The 16,755-nt window shown below is 61.5% G+C and carries 15 protein-coding genes, 4 tRNA genes and 1 pseudogene; 9 read left to right on the top strand and 11 right to left on the bottom strand.

Going from position 1 to position 16,755, the window contains the following annotated elements; translation table 11 throughout:
- The first annotated feature begins 217 nt into the window (after positions 1-217).
- On the top strand, positions 218-2,665 hold the full coding sequence (locus PLD_RS23995) for an acyl-CoA dehydrogenase (protein WP_159897182.1): 2,448 nt from the start codon (positions 218-220) through the stop codon (positions 2,663-2,665).
- A gap of 86 nt (positions 2,666-2,751) precedes the next feature.
- The gene (locus tag PLD_RS23990; protein ID WP_016968255.1) at positions 2,752-3,159 is read left to right on the top strand and encodes a PA2817 family protein; all 408 of its coding nucleotides are present in this window, start codon (positions 2,752-2,754) and stop codon (positions 3,157-3,159) included.
- Positions 3,160-3,308: 149 nt separating this feature from the next.
- Here PLD_RS23990 and PLD_RS23985 read toward each other — a convergent pair whose 3' ends face one another.
- A complete protein-coding gene (locus tag PLD_RS23985; RefSeq protein WP_159897180.1) occupies positions 3,309-4,262 on the bottom strand; it encodes a LysR family transcriptional regulator in 954 nt (317 codons plus the stop codon).
- An 89-nt stretch (positions 4,263-4,351) separates the two neighbouring features.
- On the opposite strand from PLD_RS23985, the gene PLD_RS23980 reads away from it, so the two are divergent.
- Together PLD_RS23980 and PLD_RS23975 are read left to right on the top strand one after the other, a co-directional pair.
- On the top strand, positions 4,352-4,978 hold the full coding sequence (locus PLD_RS23980; protein ID WP_159897178.1) for an alanyl-tRNA editing protein: 627 nt from the start codon (positions 4,352-4,354) through the stop codon (positions 4,976-4,978).
- A gap of 32 nt (positions 4,979-5,010) precedes the next feature.
- Positions 5,011-5,643: a LysE family translocator gene (locus PLD_RS23975; RefSeq protein WP_159897176.1), complete on the top strand. Its 633-nt coding sequence runs from the start codon at positions 5,011-5,013 to the stop codon at positions 5,641-5,643.
- A gap of 125 nt (positions 5,644-5,768) precedes the next feature.
- Here PLD_RS23975 and PLD_RS23970 read toward each other — a convergent pair.
- From PLD_RS23970 to PLD_RS23955, 4 genes are all read right to left on the bottom strand, one after another.
- Positions 5,769-5,844, bottom strand: a tRNA-Gly gene (locus PLD_RS23970).
- A gap of 3 nt (positions 5,845-5,847) precedes the next feature.
- Positions 5,848-5,923 (bottom strand) — tRNA-Glu (locus PLD_RS23965).
- A 104-nt stretch (positions 5,924-6,027) separates the two neighbouring features.
- Positions 6,028-6,103 (bottom strand) — tRNA-Gly (locus tag PLD_RS23960).
- A 2-nt stretch (positions 6,104-6,105) separates the two neighbouring features.
- Positions 6,106-6,181: transfer RNA gene (locus PLD_RS23955), tRNA-Glu, on the bottom strand.
- 365 nt (positions 6,182-6,546) lie between these two features.
- Here PLD_RS23955 and PLD_RS23950 point away from each other — a divergent pair.
- A complete protein-coding gene (locus tag PLD_RS23950; RefSeq protein ID WP_159897174.1) occupies positions 6,547-7,317 on the top strand; it encodes a hypothetical protein in 771 nt (256 codons plus the stop codon).
- Between the two features lie 69 nt (positions 7,318-7,386).
- Here the strand turns inward: PLD_RS23950 and PLD_RS31300 are convergent, their stop codons facing one another.
- The 3 genes and pseudogenes from PLD_RS31300 to PLD_RS23940 form a co-directional block, all read right to left on the bottom strand.
- Complete coding sequence (locus PLD_RS31300; protein WP_371929102.1) at positions 7,387-8,250, bottom strand: methyl-accepting chemotaxis protein; 864 nt, start codon at positions 8,248-8,250, stop codon at positions 7,387-7,389.
- Positions 8,248-8,472: pseudogene (locus PLD_RS31295) on the bottom strand (HAMP domain-containing protein); the annotation flags it as partial. The pseudogene PLD_RS31295 and the gene PLD_RS31300, both read right to left, overlap by 3 nt.
- Positions 8,473-9,551: 1,079 nt before the next feature.
- Positions 9,552-10,313, bottom strand: a complete 762-nt coding sequence (locus tag PLD_RS23940) for an SDR family oxidoreductase (protein ID WP_159897170.1) — start codon at positions 10,311-10,313, stop codon at positions 9,552-9,554.
- A 238-nt stretch (positions 10,314-10,551) separates the two neighbouring features.
- Here PLD_RS23940 and PLD_RS23935 point away from each other — a divergent pair, with 238 nt between their 5' ends.
- Positions 10,552-11,556: an NADP-dependent oxidoreductase gene (locus PLD_RS23935; protein ID WP_159897168.1), complete on the top strand. Its 1,005-nt coding sequence runs from the start codon at positions 10,552-10,554 to the stop codon at positions 11,554-11,556.
- A gap of 49 nt (positions 11,557-11,605) precedes the next feature.
- Here PLD_RS23935 and pyrF read toward each other — a convergent pair whose 3' ends face one another.
- Positions 11,606-12,307 carry an orotidine-5'-phosphate decarboxylase gene (pyrF, locus tag PLD_RS23930; protein WP_178116204.1) on the bottom strand — a complete coding sequence of 234 codons (702 nt, stop codon included), beginning with the start codon at positions 12,305-12,307 and terminating at the stop codon, positions 11,606-11,608.
- A 317-nt stretch (positions 12,308-12,624) separates the two neighbouring features.
- On the opposite strand from pyrF, the gene PLD_RS23925 reads away from it, so the two are divergent.
- The 3 genes from PLD_RS23925 (at position 12,625) to PLD_RS23915 (ending at position 14,826) form a co-directional block, all read left to right on the top strand.
- Positions 12,625-13,389, top strand: coding sequence for a response regulator (locus PLD_RS23925; protein WP_159897166.1), 765 nt, complete (start codon positions 12,625-12,627; stop codon positions 13,387-13,389).
- Complete coding sequence (locus PLD_RS23920) at positions 13,389-14,420, top strand: HAMP domain-containing sensor histidine kinase (RefSeq protein WP_159897164.1); 1,032 nt, start codon at positions 13,389-13,391, stop codon at positions 14,418-14,420. Before PLD_RS23925 ends, PLD_RS23920 begins: the two co-directional genes overlap by 1 nt.
- Positions 14,421-14,532: 112 nt before the next feature.
- The gene (locus PLD_RS23915; RefSeq protein ID WP_159897162.1) at positions 14,533-14,826 is read left to right on the top strand and encodes a hypothetical protein; all 294 of its coding nucleotides are present in this window, start codon (positions 14,533-14,535) and stop codon (positions 14,824-14,826) included.
- On the opposite strand, the gene PLD_RS23910 is transcribed toward PLD_RS23915, so the two are convergent.
- A complete protein-coding gene (locus PLD_RS23910; RefSeq protein ID WP_159897160.1) occupies positions 14,823-15,875 on the bottom strand; it encodes an AI-2E family transporter in 1,053 nt (350 codons plus the stop codon). The genes PLD_RS23915 and PLD_RS23910 overlap by 4 nt on opposite strands.
- Before the next feature lie 69 nt (positions 15,876-15,944).
- Positions 15,945-16,751, bottom strand: coding sequence for a DUF4892 domain-containing protein (locus PLD_RS23905; RefSeq protein ID WP_178116203.1), 807 nt, complete (start codon positions 16,749-16,751; stop codon positions 15,945-15,947).
- Positions 16,752-16,755: the final 4 nt, after the last annotated feature.

The following is a 16,755-nucleotide window of genomic DNA, read 5'->3' as shown; positions in this document are numbered from 1 at the left end:
CTCCGAGTGAGGCCTGGAGTCTATCGAGGCGCCTGGCACAGAGATAACGACGTTTCGGCCAAAGATCATGACCCGTTCAATCAAGCCGAGCCGGGGTTGAAACGCCTCGTGCGCTGGCCAAGGCTGACGTTACACACACTGTCCTGATCACCCACTTCGGCGCAGGCCGACTAAGCTCTGAGGGTTATCTGGCCCCTGGCTTCATGGAGGATTGAATATGCTGTTGCTGTGGATACTGGTTCTGCTGGTTGGCATCGCCTATCTGGCGCACCGTCGCACTGCCCCCTTGCCTACTCTGGGCGTGATCGCTGTCTACCTGCTGGTCATGGGCGCTTTCAGCCATGCCCCCGGCTGGTTGTTGCTGATTGGCTGGGTGCTACTGGCGGTGATTGCCGCCCCCTTTCTGCTGCCCGACCTGCGACGCAAATACTTCAGCGCACCGTTATTTGCCTGGTTTCAAAAGGTCTTGCCGCCGATGTCGCAAACCGAACGCGATGCCATCGATGCGGGGACCGTCTGGTGGGATGGCGAGCTGTTCAGCGGGCGTCCGGACTGGAACACCCTGCTGGCCTATCCCAAGCCGCAACTGACCGACGAAGAGCAAGCCTTCATCGACGGCCCCACCGAAGCGCTTTGCGCCATGGTCAGTGACTGGCAGATCGGCCAGCACATGGACCTGCCGCCCGAAGCCTGGGCCCACATCAAGGAACATGGCTTCTTTGCCCTGATCATTCCCAAGGAGTACGGCGGCAAGGGTTTTTCTGCCTACGCTCACTCCCAGGTCGCGATGAAACTGGCCACCCGCAGCGGCGATCTGGCCTCCACGGTCATGGTGCCAAACTCTCTGGGTCCGGCGGAACTGCTGCTGCATTACGGTACCGATGAGCAGCGTAATCATTACCTGCCACGCCTGGCCCGAGGCGACGACATTCCCTGCTTCGCCCTCACCGGCCCCCTTGCTGGCTCCGATGCTGGCGCCATGCCCGACACCGGGGTGATCTGCAAAGGCCAATGGCAAGGCGAGGAAGTCCTCGGCCTGCGCCTGAACTGGGAAAAGCGCTACATCACCCTGGGCCCCGTGGCCACTCTGCTTGGCCTGGCCTTCAAGGCCCACGACCCGGACCACCTGTTGGGCGACCAGGAAGACCTGGGCATCAGCCTGGCCCTGATTCCCACCGACACCCCCGGGGTAGAGATCGGCCGTCGCCACCTGCCACTGGGCGCCGCCTTCATGAACGGCCCCAACGCCGGCAAGGACGTCTTCATTCCCCTGGACTACCTCATCGGCGGTCGGGACATGCTTGGCAAGGGCTGGATGATGCTGATGAACTGCCTGTCGGTGGGGCGCTCGATTTCCCTGCCAGCGGTGGGCACCGGCGCCGCCAAGTTCACCAGCCTGGTCACCGGTCAGTACGCCCAGGTGCGGGAACAGTTCAACCTGCCGCTCGCCGCCTTCGAAGGCATCCAGGAAGCCCTGGCCCGCATCGGTGGTAACGCCTGGCTGATGGACAGTGCGCGCATGCTCACCGCCAACGCCGTGGACCTTGGGGAAAAACCTTCAGTGCTGTCGGCGATCCTCAAGTACCACCTCACGGAGCGTGGACGCGAGTGCATCAGCCACGCCATGGACGTGCATGGCGGCAAGGCCATCATCATGGGGCCCAACAATTACCTGGGCCGCAACTGGCAAGGCGCGCCGATCTTCATCACCGTGGAAGGCGCCAACATCCTCTCGCGCAACCTGATGATCTTCGGCCAGGGCGCCATCCGCTGCCATCCCTTCGTCCTCAAGGAAATGGCCCTGGCGGGACGTGAAGACCCTGAGCAGGCACTGAAGGAATTCGACGCCCTGCTGCTCAAGCACATCGGTTTTGCCGTCAGTAACGCCGCCAGCACGCTGGTCCTCAACCTGGGCTTTGGCCGCTTTGAGCCAGCCCCGGGAGACCAACTCAGTCAAGGCTATTTCCGCGCACTCAATCGCCAAGCTGCGGCCTTCGCCCTGCTGGCCGACTTGTCGATGATGCTGTTGGGCGGCGAACTGAAACGCCGCGAACGTCTGTCCGCGCGCCTGGGCGACGTGCTCAGCCATCTGTACCTGGCTTCGGCGGCGCTCAAGCGCTATCACGATCTGGACTCCCCGGACTACCTGCGGCCGCTGCTGGGCTGGGCTATGGAGGAAAGCCTCGGCCAGTCCGAACGCGCCCTGGATGAGCTGCTCAGCAACTTCCCCAGCCGGACCTTCGGTTGCCTGCTGCGGGTGCTGGTGTTCCCCTTCAGTCGCCGGCATACCGGGCCGTCCGACCTATTGGACGCCGAAGTGGCAGCCATCATTGGTCGTGCACAGGGGGATCCTGCGCTGGAGGCGGTGCTCGCCGGCTGCTATCGCCCACAATCGGCGGACGACCCCGTGGGCGCACTGCAACATGCCTGCGACCTGCTGAGCGCGGCCCATCCATTGCACAAGAAGCTTCACGAAGCGCTGAAAAGCGGCCAGGTCAAACCCGCAGCTGGCGCATCGGCGATCGACGCAGCTCTCGAGGCTGGCGTCCTGCAAGCCGGCGAAGCGCAGACCCTGCACGAAGCCGAAGCTGCGCGGCGCAGCGTCATTGACGTGGATGACTTCACCAAAGAGGAACTGACCCTAAGCGAAGGCAAGATCCGCTAAACCGGAGCCCGAGCGGTAGGTCGATTATGAAACCGGGCACGGGAGCTATATACTCCCGCGCCCGTTTTGCTCTTGAGGACCCTGTCATGTCCAATGTCGTCGCCGATCATCTCGTCCTGCTGGACCACCTGCGCAGCATCCTGGTGGCCGTGGGAGAAGCCGAGCAGGTTCCCGAAGAAAGCCATGCGCTGTTCCTGGAGCGCTTCGATGAGCTGCGTGCATCGCTGCCCATCGACCCGATCGAAAGCCAGTACCTGGGCCAGGATTTGCTGTGCCAAATCATGCAGCGCTACCCACAAATCGCCCACTTGGTGCCTCGCGATCTGCTGTGGTTCTTCGCCGGTGACTGCCTGCACTACATGCCGGATGAAGAAATCGATCTGTACCAGGCCCTGGAGGAGCGTCGCTTCGAAGCCGAGCAGAACGACGAGCCCTTCGACTGGAACCAGGAAAAACAGCTGCTGGCGCTCTCCGCCCAGGACAGCAAGCACTGATCACGGCGCTCAACGCCGCCAAGGCCCGCACGGTTTGACCGGCGGGCCTTTTTTCATCCATGTTTTCACCCCAGATATCGCTGCCCGATGCGGTGCAGCCCGAGCCCGTGCCGCCCCGTCCGACGACCTCATTCGCCGGTCATCGATTCTTACAGGGTGCGCTCTACTTTGCCCGGGCGATTAAGGGTCGGCTCCTTGGCCAAGCACTCCACCAAGTAGTCGATAAACACCCGCAGCTTCGGCGGCAGATAGCGGGTTGGCGAGTGCAGCAACCACGCGCCACCGTGGTAGGACGCCAGGAAGGTCCACTCCGGCAGCACCTGCACGATCAAGCCCTGCTCCAGCGCATGACGCGCCGTGAAATACGGCAGACTGCCAATCCCCAGGTGCTGCATTACCGCATCCAGGCGCACGCCCGTATGGTTGGCGGCGTAGCGCCCGCGCACACCGACCGTCACCGCCTTGCTGCCCTGGGTGAACTTCCAGCGCGCATCGCTCGGGGTTTCGCCCAGGTAAATGCAACTGTGCTGACGCAACTCCTGAGGATGAACCGGCGTACCGTGCTGTGCCAGGTACTGCGGCGTGGCACAGAGCAGATGATCGATGCGCAACAGCTGACGCCCAATCAGCCCTGGCGGTGGACGGTCAGTAATACGGATGGCCAGGTCGACATTGTCATCAATCAGGTCGACATCACGGTCTTCATGCAGCAACTCCACGTCGACCTTCGGGTACCGCCGGAGAAACTCCGGCATGTGCGGGTGCACCACAAAGCGCCCCACCGCCTTGGGCACGCTGACGCGCACCACGCCTTCGGCCTCGTGGGTGAACTGACCACTGATTTCCATCACCGAACGGGCCGCGCTGAGCATCTCGCTACAGCGCTTGAAGACCTCCTCGCCCCCCTCGCTCAAACGCAGCTTGCGGGTGGTGCGCTGCAACAGTCGGGTGGCCAGGGCCTTCTCCAGACGCGAGATGCTGCGACTCACCGCCGACGGCGATGAACCCAATTGCCGCGCGGCCTCGGAGAAACTGCCGGTCTCCACGACCCTGACGAAAATCGCCATTTCCGCCAGTAAAGGCAGAGGTAGATTTATGCTCACAATGCAAAAGTCCATTGAGTTTGGGACGGATTATCACGCAATTACGCAAGCCACATAATGGAAAAACACTTAAATCCAAGGCTTGAGAAATGACGCTTCACCTGTATTACCAAGACGATCAACTGATCGCCCCCGTAGAAGTCCTGACTTGCCAGCCGCATGACGAGCTGTTCGCCGCGACCCTGCACGCGACGCCGTTTCACCCTCAAGGCGGCGGCCAACCCAGCGACACCGGCTGGATCGGCGAAGCGCAGGTACTGCGCGTGACGCAAGAAGGACAACAGATCGTGCACTACCTACCGCAACCTCTGCAGCTGGGCCTGCAGGAGGCGCGAGTGGATGAGAAACGGCGCCGGCTCAATAGCCGCATGCATTCGGCCGGGCATTTGATCGGTCACTTCGTACAAAGCCTGGGCTGGACGCCGATCAAGGCCCACCACTGGCCGGGAGAGGGCCGAGTGTCATTCAAGCCGGGAGAGCGCCCCCAGGCCGTCGACCGCATCCAAGTGCAGAGGGCCCTCGAACAATGGATCGGCGCGAACCTGGAGCGGCACATCACCATGGAATCCGGAACACGCCAGGTCCGCTTTGGCCAATTGCCGGCCTATGGCTGCGGCGGTACGCACGTGCATCAATTGCAAGAGCTGGGACCGGTGAGCATCAACTCGGTCTCGGAAAAAAAAGGCACGCTCTCGGTCAACTACAGCCTCGACTGAAACACTCATCTTCCCTGCGGAACGGAGGCAACATGCCACCCCATTATCTTGGTGAGTTTCTCACCCTGGCCGTGGTTCACTTTCTTGCGGTGGTCGCACCAGGGCCGGACTTTGCCGTCACCATCCGCCAGAGCGTGCGCTTTGGCCGGCTGACTGGCGTCTGCACCGCCCTGGGCATAGGCGCCGGCATTTCGGTGCACGTGCTTTACACCTTGCTGGGAGTCGGCGCCCTGATGCACGCCACACCCTGGTTGCTAAGCGCCGCCAAACTGCTAGGGGGCGCCTACATTCTTTACTTGGGCATCAGCCTGCTACGCAGCCAAGCCAAGAGCACAGTCCCAGGCGAGACAGCGCAAGACGAACCGCGACAAACATTGCTGCGCGCCTTTAGCACGGGCTTTCTGACCAACGCCACCAACCCCAAGGCAACGCTGTTTTTCCTGGCGATCTTCACCACCCTGGTCAGCGCAACCACCCCCTTGAGCATTCAGGCTTCATATGGCGCCTGGATGTGCCTGGTGAACGCGCTGTGGTTCGTTATCGTCGCGCTGTTCTTTTCCAGCCCCCGGGTACGCCTGCTGTTCATGCGCCTGGGGCACTGGTTCGAACGCTGCATGGGGCTGATCCTGGTGTTGTTTGCCGGGCGGCTGCTGCTATCGCTGTAATAGCCGAGTCAACGACACAGGCCCGCACAGTCAGACTGGCGGGTCTTTTTCAATTGCCAAGAAAATCGAGACTTAAATCGCAGACAAACAAAAACGCCGCTCAATGAGCGGCGCTTTTGTGAATTTGGAGCGGGAAACGAGACTCGAACTCGCGACCCCGACCTTGGCAAGGTCGTGCTCTACCAACTGAGCTATTCCCGCAAATGGCGTCCCCTAGGGGACTCGAACCCCTGTTACCGCCGTGAAAGGGCGGTGTCCTAGGCCACTAGACGAAGGGGACACGCTACCCGGAACACATGGTGTGTGTTTCGGTGTCCAGATCCGCACCCGAAGGCTTGGTTCTGGTTTCACTCAGCACCGCCCTAAAGCAGTGCCGTTTAAAATTGGAGCGGGAAACGAGACTCGAACTCGCGACCCCGACCTTGGCAAGGTCGTGCTCTACCAACTGAGCTATTCCCGCATTGGCGTCCCCTAGGGGACTCGAACCCCTGTTACCGCCGTGAAAGGGCGGTGTCCTAGGCCACTAGACGAAGGGGACACGCTACAACATTCACTCCCTGCCGCGTTTTGCTGTGTGCTTTACGCTGCAAGTGGCGCGCATTCTATGGATGCTTTGAGAGGTCGTCAACCCCCTGATATAAATTTATTTAAATCAATGACTTCGCGACGGTTTAAGGCCCACTTCAGGGTTTTCTGCCGTCCGGGCTTTGGCGCCTATATTCTGGCACTCGACAAGGCGTTATAGTCCCGCGACCGGCGATATCAATTTGAATCTCCAGATACCCCTGACGGTTCTATACCTATATAAGCAGTACGACTCATGCCCGGCTCGTCGAGCGACGCTATGCGTCGAAATGCCAAGCCACTAAACTCGCACGCGAACTCTACAACGAGGTTTTAACGGTGACACCACTCATGATCACCCTGCTGGTAATAGCCGGGATCGCACTATTGATCGCCATTGGCTACATGAACCATGTGGTGGAAAACAACAAACTGGAAAAGTCCCGCACCAAGATCGAACTCAATGATCGCCTGCGCCGCTGTGGCGAAATCACCGAAACCTTCCCCGGCCAGTTCATGTCCCCGGCCCTCAAACTGTTGCTGACCCGCCTGGAACTTAACGTTGTTCAGCGCATGCTCAACCTCGACAAGTCAGACGCCGCCCTCAAGACCCGTCTTGCCGAGCTCAACACCTTGGTCGGCCAGGGCGAATCGATTCCAGTGAACAACCCGCCGGCGCCGATTCAGACCGAAGCCAAGGCCAAGGACGTACGCTTCCTCTTGGAGGCCATGCACGGCCAGGTGACACGCGCCGCCCACGACGGCTTCCTGCAAGCCAACGAAGCCAAGCGTTGGATCAAGGAGATCCGTCACATCCTGGTGCTGTTGCACATCGAGTTCTTCAACAACCTGGGGCAGCATGCCTTGCAACAAAATCAGCCGGGACAGGCCCGCCTGGCTTTCGAGCGCGGTGTGCAATACCTGCGTAAACAGCCCGACCCTGCCGTCTACAAGGAGCAACTGGAGTACTTGGATAAACTCTTGGTCCGCGCCAACTCCATGGTGCTGTCCACCCTTGAGCAGGCTCCAGACGAAGTCAATGAGCTGACCCAAGGCCTCAAGACCGTGGAAGCCGACGCCGACTGGAAGAAGAAAGCCATCTACGACTGACATGAACACCCCTTGCCCGACGCATCCAGCGCCGGGCAAGGGTTCGATACCGCTATGCCCTTTTCGCCGCTATAGGCGGAAATGCCCCACCATCCCCTTCAATTCCACGCCCAACTGCGCCAGTTCAATGCTCGACGCCGCATTGCCCTGCATGGCCAATGAAGACTGATCGGCGCTGGCGCGAATGCTGGTGACACTGCGATTGATCTCTTCGGCCACCGAACTCTGCTGCTCGGCGGCCGCAGCGATCTGCTGGTTCATCTGCTGGATCAATGACACCGCCGCGGCAATACTGCCCAGAGCACTTTCGGTCTGCAGGGCATCACTGACCGCCTGCTTCACCAACTCACCACTGCTCTGAATCTGCTGCACCGATGAATCGGCAGCGGTATGCAAGGCGGTCACCAGTCGCGAGATCTCCTCGGTGGACTGCTGGGTGCGTTTCGCCAAAGCTCGCACTTCATCCGCCACCACCGCGAAGCCCCTACCCTGCTCCCCGGCCCGCGCAGCTTCGATGGCGGCATTGAGGGCCAGCAGGTTGGTCTGTTCGGCCACGCTCTTGATCACATCCAGCACGCTGCCGATGTTATCGATCTCCGCACTCAGGCTCTCAATGCCACTACTGGCACGGCTCGCGGAATCCGCCAACTGCTCGATCCGCCGCATGCTCTGGCGCACCACCTGCTGGCCACTCTCCACCTTGTCATCGGCAGCCTGGGCAGCCTGGGCGGCTTGCTCGGCGTTGCGCGCCACATCGTGCACCGTAGCGGTCATCTGGTTCATGGCGGTGGCCACTTGTTCGGTTTCTTCTTTCTGGGTGCTGACTTCGAGGTTGGTCTGCTCGGTCACCGAAGACAGTGACTGGGCCGAGCCGGCCAACTGCTCGATCCCGGCCTGCAAGCCGCTGACGATACCGCTCAGGCCAGTGCCCATCTGCTGCATCGCCTGCATCAACTGACCGATCTCGTCGCGCCGGGTGACCGCCACGCTGGTGGTCAAGTCCCCTGCGGCGATCTGCTGGGCCACCTGCATCACGCTGCGCAGCGGACGGACAACCAACCGAGTGATGCTCAGAGCCGCCAACAACCCCACCAACAGGGCCAGGGCCGAAGAGCCAATGATCAACAGGGAGTTCTTGTCCAGTTCGCCCTGCATGGCGCGGTCTTGGGCGGCATACGCCTGATCGACCCGCTCCATCACCTGTGCAGCACGTTGATTCAGCGTTTGATAGACCTGCTTCTCTTGGGCCAGCAGGCCGGTGTACTCGTTGAGTTTCTCGCTGAAATTGCCGATATGGCCCGCCACTTCGTTGAGGACCGTTTGATAGCCCGCATCCTTGACCTCGGCCTTCAACTGTTCGACCTGCGCCAGGGCTTGCTCGGCCTGTTCGATCTTGCCCTGTTCAGCGGAGGCCTGATCGTCGCCTTTGCGGTTCTGGTCCAGGCGCACCCGGGCTTCGTTCATGGCCTGGAGCATCAGGCGCGAGACCTGACTGATCTGATTGGCCTGCTCGATGAACGCTGCGCCATCGTTGCCCTGGGACTCCTTGAGCGTGTAGGTCCCGTCATCTGCCAGCCCCGCCTGAAGCACATCCAGGTTATTGGCCACACTGGACACCGACCAACTGGCCATCTCCAGCGCCAGCTCCTTGGTCTGGGTCAGTTCAACGAACTCATCGAAGGCCTTGCGATAGTCGCCGAGCGCCAGCTCGACATCGGCCATGGCCGTCTGGTTCGCCGGATACAAGTCCTTGAGCTGCTGAGCCAGCGCCACCAAGCCATCCAGGCTTTCATGCAGGGCGTCCACGCTCTTGTTGTCACCGTGCAGCGCGTAGCCCTGCTCCAGCAAGCGGACCTTGAGTACGCCGCTGTTAAGCGCCGACATCTGCTTGAGGCCTTCGAAACGCACGCTGATGGTCTGCAGTGACCAGACACCGATACCGGCCACCAGAGCCGTCAAGAGCAGCACCAGGGCAAACCCGATACCCAGTTTCTTTGCCATGCTCAGGTTGGCAAAACGTCCACTCGCGGCCGAAGTCATGATGCGCAGTCCCCTTCCAATCCCCAATGGCAATAGGGCCATTTTGTCTGCATGAAGGGTCGCAACGGCGTGTACCGGCGCACAAGCCTCCGACGTCGGAATAATGGCAAAAAGCTACGCGCAGGTCGTTTTCAGGACACTCAAGGTCGATTCCACAAGCCTCCGCTGGCACGAGCCAGCGGAGGTTCCCCCCCTCAGATCGCCGTGGCGCCCCCGTCGACGGTCAATGCGTGGCCGGTGGTAAAAGCCGCACCATCGCAACACAGGTAGAGCACCGCGCTGGCAACCTCTTCAACCTTGCCGATACGGCCTACCGGGTGCATCGCCGCGGCGAACTCAGCCTTCTTCGGATCGGCCTCATAGGCCCGCCGGAACATGTCGGTGTCGATCACCGCCGGACACACCGCGTTGACTCGGATCCTTTTCTTGGCGTACTCGATGGCCGCAGACTTGGTCAAGCCAATCACCGCGTGCTTGGACGCCGCATAGATGCTCATCTTCGGTGCCGCGCCCAAGCCCGCCACCGAGGCGGTATTGACGATGGCTCCAGCGCCCTGGGCGAGCAGCAGCGGTAGCTGATACTTCATGCACAGCCAGACCCCTTTGACGTTGACTCCCATGATGGCGTCGAACTCATCCAGGGAGCCCTCGGCCAACCGGCCCTGCTCGATCTCGATCCCGGCGTTGTTGAAGGCATAGTCCAAGCGGCCATACGCCTCAATGGTCCGAGCCATGAGGTTCTGCACATCAGCCTCCAAAGTGACGTTGCAAGGTACGAACAGTGCCTCGCCCCCCGCCGCGCGGATCAGGGCAACCGTGTCCTCGCCTGCAGCGACATCCAGATCCGCCACCACCACCTTCAAACCTTCTGCGGCGAATGCCTGGGCCGTCGCCCGGCCGATGCCATTGGCCGCGCCGGTTACCAGGGCCACCTGGCCGGAAAACGTCATGCTCATGTGCTCAGTTCCTCGATGAAGTACGGGTCAACTACCCGAACCCATCTAGCCACAGCCGGGTGTAAACGCGTCAGCACTATCAAAAGGCCGGTTGGGTTCTTATGCATCCGGTTGATAAAAGCACCAGGGTATTCATCACTGCTCTGGATTGACCGCCATTCGCTGGACCAGCAAGCCTTGCAGCCACAGACTCGAGGGTCTATCAACTAAGGCTTCTTTTGCCCCTTGAGTACCAGCCATGACTTCCCTGACCAATCGCCAGTTCCTGCTTGCCAAGCGCCCCGTCGGCGCAGCCACCCGCGACACCTTCACCTACCAGCAGGTGGCGGTGGGCGAGCCGACGGCTGGGCAAGTCCTGGTGAAAAATCAATACCTGTCCCTGGACCCAGCCATGCGTGGCTGGATGAATGAAGGCAAGTCCTACATCCCGCCGGTGGGCATCGGCGAGGTCATGCGAGCCCTGGGCGTGGGCCAGGTGATCGCGTCCAACAACCCGGGCTTCGCCGTTGGCGATTACGTCAACGGTGCCCTGGGCGTGCAGGATTATTTCCTTGGCGAGCCGAAGGGTTTTTATAAGATCGACCCCACGCTGGCCCCGCTACCGCGCTACCTCTCCGCCCTGGGGATGACCGGCATGACCGCCTATTTTGCCCTGCTGGATGTCGGCGCCCCCAAGGCCGGTGAAACGGTAGTGCTGTCCGGCGCCGCGGGGGCGGTGGGCAGCATTGCCGGGCAAATTGCCAAGATCAAGGGCTGCCGCGTGGTGGGCATCGCCGGCGGCCAGGACAAGTGCAAATTCCTCATCGACGAACTGGGCTTCGACGGCGCCATCGACTACAAAAACGAAGACGTGCACGCCGGACTCAAGCGCGAGTGCCCAAAAGGCGTCGATGTGTATTTCGACAACGTGGGTGGCGACATCCTCGATGCCGTGCTCAGCCGCCTGAACTTCAAGGCCCGCGTGGTGATCTGCGGTGCCATCAGCCAGTACAACAACAAAGAAGCAGTCAAAGGCCCAGCCAACTACCTGTCGCTGCTGGTTAACCGAGCACGCATGGAGGGATTTGTGGTGATGGACCACGCCGCCCAGTTTGCTGCCGCGGGCCAGGAGATGGCTGGCTGGCTGGCCAAGGGGCAGCTCAAGAGCAAAGAAGATATCGTCGAAGGGCTGGAGACCTTCCCGGAGACACTGATGAAACTGTTCAGCGGTGAGAACTTCGGCAAGCTGGTGCTGAAGGTGTGAAAACGAACCAGCCCCGATGGCGGGGCTGGTTCAAGTGCAGGCGTCTGGGTTACAGGGCCAGTTCAGCCACCACCGCGGCCAGGGCCTTGGCTGGGTCTGCCGCTTGGCTGATGGGACGGCCGATCACCAGGTAATCGGAACCCGCATCCAGGGCCTGGCGCGGCGTCAGAATCCGCCGCTGATCATCCTGGGCGCTGCCCGCCGGACGAATCCCCGGGGTCACCAGTTGCAGAGAGGGATGCGCGCGCTTCAGCGCCTGGGCTTCCAGGGCCGAGCACACCAAGCCATCCATCCCGGCTTTCTGCGCCAGCGCGGCCAGACGCAGCACCTGCTCCTGGGGCTCGATGTCCAGGCCGATGCCGGCCAGGTCTTCACGCTCCATGCTGGTGAGCACGGTGACACCGATCAGCAGTGGCTTGGGACCACTGCGCTGGTCCAGTACATCGCGACAGGCAGCCATCATGCGCAGGCCGCCGGAGCAGTGCACATTGACCATCCACACGCCCATTTCCGCGGCGGCCTTGACGGCCATGGCGGTGGTGTTGGGAATGTCGTGGAACTTCAGGTCCAGGAACACTTCGAAACCCTTGTCGCGCAAGGTCCCGACAATCTCGGCGGCGCAGCTGGTAAACAGCTCCTTGCCGACTTTGACCCGGCACAGTTTCGGGTCCAACTGATCGGCCAGTTTCAGTGCGGCGTCACGGGTGGGAAAATCCAGGGCGACGATGATAGGAGTCTGGCAGGCGGACATGAAGGGGCTCTCAGGCAAGTCGAAATCGGCGCGGATTGTAGCGCAAGCCGCGCCGATCCGGGACCCGATCAGAGGGAATTCATCCTCAACGGCACCTGAGATCAACGATCCACCCGGCAATTGCGGGTGGCAGCAGCGCTTTTGTATCAACCTGGATACACTGACGACACGCCAGCAACAATCCCCCGCGCTACCCTCGCCAGGCGCAGCACCCTCGAACAGCACTTCCAGCCCCCGAGCCGGACGCCTATGCTGAAGCCACAACTTCGTCGCCGCCTGTTGGTGGGCGACAGCCACTCTGGCAGACGATCGCTCCCATGCATAACACTCCAGCCCCTCAGAACGACGAATCCAAAGCCCCCGTCAATGGCGACGACAAGCGCTGGAACACCCGGGCCCTGATCGTTGACGACGACGCCCCCATCCGCGAACTGCTGATCGACTACCTGGCGCGTTTCAATATCCACGCCAGTGGCGTCGCCGACGGCGCCGGGATGCGCCAGGCTCTGCACGCTGAACACTTCGACGTGGTGGTGCTCGATCTGATGCTGCCAGGCGAAGATGGTCTGGCGCTGTGCCGCTGGCTGCGCAGTGAATCGGACATTCCAATCCTCATGCTCACCGCCCGCTGCGAGCCTACCGACCGCATTATCGGCCTGGAACTGGGGGCTGACGACTACATGGCCAAGCCCTTCGAGCCCCGAGAACTGGTGGCGCGGATTCAGACCATCCTGCGCCGGGTCCGCGATGACCGCAGTGAACAGCGAGCCAATATCCGCTTCGACGGCTGGCGCCTGAACAGCGTCCTGCGCCAACTGATCTGCGCCGATGGCCTGGTAGTGCCGCTGTCCAACGCCGAGTTCCGGCTGCTCTGGGTGTTCATCGAGCGCCCGCGCCGGGTCCTGAGCCGTGAACAGTTGCTGGACGCCGCCCGTGGCCGCTCCATTGAAGCCTTTGATCGCAGCATTGATCTATTGGTGTCGCGCCTGCGACAAAAGCTTGGGGATGATCCGAAATCCCCTCAACTGATCAAGACCGTGCGCGGTGAAGGCTATTTGTTCGATGCCCGAGACATCGGCTGATGCACGGGCGTTTCGATACGCTGTTCGGCCGCTTGTTCGGCGTCCTGCTGATCGCGATCGTGCTCGCCCACCTGCTGGCGTTTTTCTGGTTTCGGCATTACGGGCCGCCACCGCCGCCGCCCAATTCGGCGACGCTCAATAATGGCCAGCCGGCGCATTTCCCGAGACACCCGCCACGCCCGTGGTTCGGTGGTCCGTTGGTGCCGCTGACGTTTCAGTTCATCTCGCTGATCATCGCCGCCTGGTACGGCGCCAAGCTGCTGTCGCGCCCCATCCAGCGCCTGAGCGACGCCGCCGAGCGCTTGAGCGAAAACCTCGATAGCCCGCCCCTGGACGAAGTCGGCCCCCGTGAATCACGGCAAGCGGCCAGTACCTTCAACCAGATGCAAAAACGTATCCGTGAGCAGGTCCAGCAACGTGCACGCATGCTCGGCGCGGTTTCCCATGACCTGCGCACCCCGCTGTCACGACTGAAACTGCGCCTGGAACAAATCGAGGACAGCAAGCTGCAAGGGCAGATGCGCCAGGACCTGGACGACATGATCAAGATGCTCGATGCCACCCTCACCTACCTGCACGAACAGCGCACCAGCGAAGCCCAACAATGGATGGACGTACAAGCGCTGGTGGAATCGCTGTGCGAGAACGCCCAGGACCAGGGCGCCAAGGTTCAGGCTCAAGGCCACTGCACGCCCCTGCTGGTGCAACCGATGGCCTTGCAGTCGTGCCTCAACAACCTGCTGGACAACGCCTTGCGCTATGCCGGGCAGGCGACCCTGACGCTGGAAGACCATCACCAACGGCTGCTGATCCGGGTGATCGACCACGGCCCAGGCATTGCCGCCGACAAGCGCGAGGCCGTGTTCGAGCCCTTCTTCCGCCTCGAAGGCTCGCGCAATCGCAACTCCGGCGGCGTCGGCCTGGGCATGACCATCGCCCGCGAAGCCGCAGAGCGCATGGGTGGTCAGTTGCTGCTGGAGGAAACTCCGGGCGGTGGTCTGACCGCGGTACTGCACCTGCCGCGCCCCTGAACACCTTGTGTGACGCGGGGTAAAAACCTCGAATACCCAAAACAAGTCCGCCCTTGTGGCTGCAGAAACCGATGCTCACGCAGGCGCTATTCGTCCGCAGGGAGTGAGCCCCATGATCGTTAGTGTCAGTAGCAATCATTCGAGCCATTACCACTCCAGCAACCGTACTTCCAACGCCGACCGTGGCCAACAATTGCCAAAAGCGCTACCGGCCAGGCTCGACAGCAATGGCCGTGGCGCGGTGAGTCAGGATGAGCTGAACAGTGCACCGTCACAAAAAAGCGACAACGGCATGCGGGCCTGCCTGAGCAAGAACCCCAGCGACCTGAACAGTCAGGGCAGTGGCACCAACGTCGCCGCCAGGGGGCATTGCCGCTCCACCGTGGAGCGGCAATCGAGGTCCTAGCGCGGTTCCTCGGCTCGGGCCTGGCTAGCACTCCAGTCCAGCAGCAGGCTATAGGCCACCGCCAGCAGGGTTGGTCCGATGAACAGGCCGATAAAACCGAAAGCAATCAAGCCACCAAATACCCCAAGCAGGACAATCACCAGAGGCAGGTTGCCACCGCGACTGATCAGGTACGGCTTGAGCACGTTATCGACGCCGCTGATGATGAAGGTGCCCCAGATTCCGAGGAATACCGCCATGCCGTATTCACCCTTCCAGGCTAACCAGGCCGTGGCCGGCACCCACACCAACGGCGGCCCCATGGGAATCAGGCTAAGCAGGAAGGTGATGATCCCCAGTACCAGGGCCCCAGGCACGCCGGCAATCAGAAAACCGATCAGCGCCAGAATCGCCTGGGCCGCTGCGGTGCCGATCACCCCGTTCACCACCCGTTGCACGGTGCCCGCCACCAGTTCGATGTAATAGCCGGCACGCTCGCCGATCAGGCGCTCCAGCAACTTGCGCACAAACAGCGCCAGACGCGGACCGTCGCGGTAGAAGAAAAACACAAAGACGATACTCAGTGTCAGTTCGAGAATCCCCCCACCAATCTGTGCGCTGCGGGCCAGCAACCAGTTACCCACTTGACCCAGGTACGGCTTGACCGCCTGCATCAAGGCCGCGCCCTGCTCGTCGATGCTGTTCCATACCCCGACAAGACGTTCGCCGACAAACGGCAGGCCGGCCAGCCAAGCGGGCGCCTCGGGCAAACCTTCCACCTGTACGTCCTTGATGAACGCCGTGGCATCACGCACATGGTCCGCCAGGTTGAGGCCAAGCCAGACCAGGGGCGCCGCCACCAATAGCATCCACCCCAAGGTCAGCAAGGCCGCCGCCAAAGATTCACGACCGTTGAGCCAGCGGGTCAGTAGACGCATCAGCGGCCAACTGGCAAAAGCCAGCACAGCCCCCCAGAACAGGGCCGACCAAAAAGGCGCCATCACCCAGAAGCTGGCACCAAATAGCGCCAGGAGCAGGATCTGCACCAGCAGGCGATCGTTGTTGAGCATGAAATGTCTCGCGCAAGAATAACCAGTAAAGGGTAGGCGAGCCCGCGAACGCGGGCTGCCTGAAACAGCTTAACGCAGCAGTTCGAAATGCAGACCTGGCACATCAGTGCTGCCGGTTTCCATCCGCGAGGCTCGCACGCCCCGACCGATCAGCCCCTGACGCCAGACTTCGGCCTGCTTGCCGGTGAGGGCAACCCGCAGGCTGGTGTCCAGATTCAGGCCACGAGCCAACAAGTTAAGCCAGGTCGGATCCGGATCACCGACCAGTTTTGGCAGATCCAGTTGGCCAATGTCCTTCAACTGCCGCAGCAACGTCCCCGAGGTGGGCAACAGGTCCCCCAGCGGAGCAGCGGAGTCGAACTGTTCAACATGCAGGTAGGCCCGGCGATTGCCCCGGGTGATGCTGTACAGGGCTACCAAAGAGTTGTCCTGGGGAGCCGCCAGTCGCAGCAACAGATAGGCCTGCTGCTCATCGGAGCCATACAACTTGGCATTACCGAACACTTCATTGGCCCACAGGCTGCTCTCGCCGCAATCTCTGGCCTGACACCAGAACAGCAACTCGGCGCCCTGCTTCTGCAACGCTTCGCGGGCCAGGGTGAAGGCCTCATTGGACGTGCGCTCCGGCGGCAGCCGATAGGTGATGGCGGTAAGGTTGCCCCGGGCGCTGACCTGGCCCTCAAAGCGCAACTTGCCACTGATCTTGCGAACCGAACCCAGGGGATAAACCCGCTCTTGCGCGACTGGCGGACGGTAGTCGACGATTCGAGCATCGGTCAGACGAGGCACCAAGGGCAGATCATGGCTACCCGGCACATCGGCGGCAAATGCCAGGGAACTCACTAAGGACAAGCCCAGAACACTGATTGAACGCATGGAA

Origin of the sequence: Pseudomonas sp. LD120, assembly GCF_009861525.1 — a bacterium.
GTDB lineage: Bacteria > Pseudomonadota > Gammaproteobacteria > Pseudomonadales > Pseudomonadaceae > Aquipseudomonas.
Note: the sequence above shows the minus strand (reverse complement) of the source record. Positions and strands in the feature narration are given on the sequence as shown.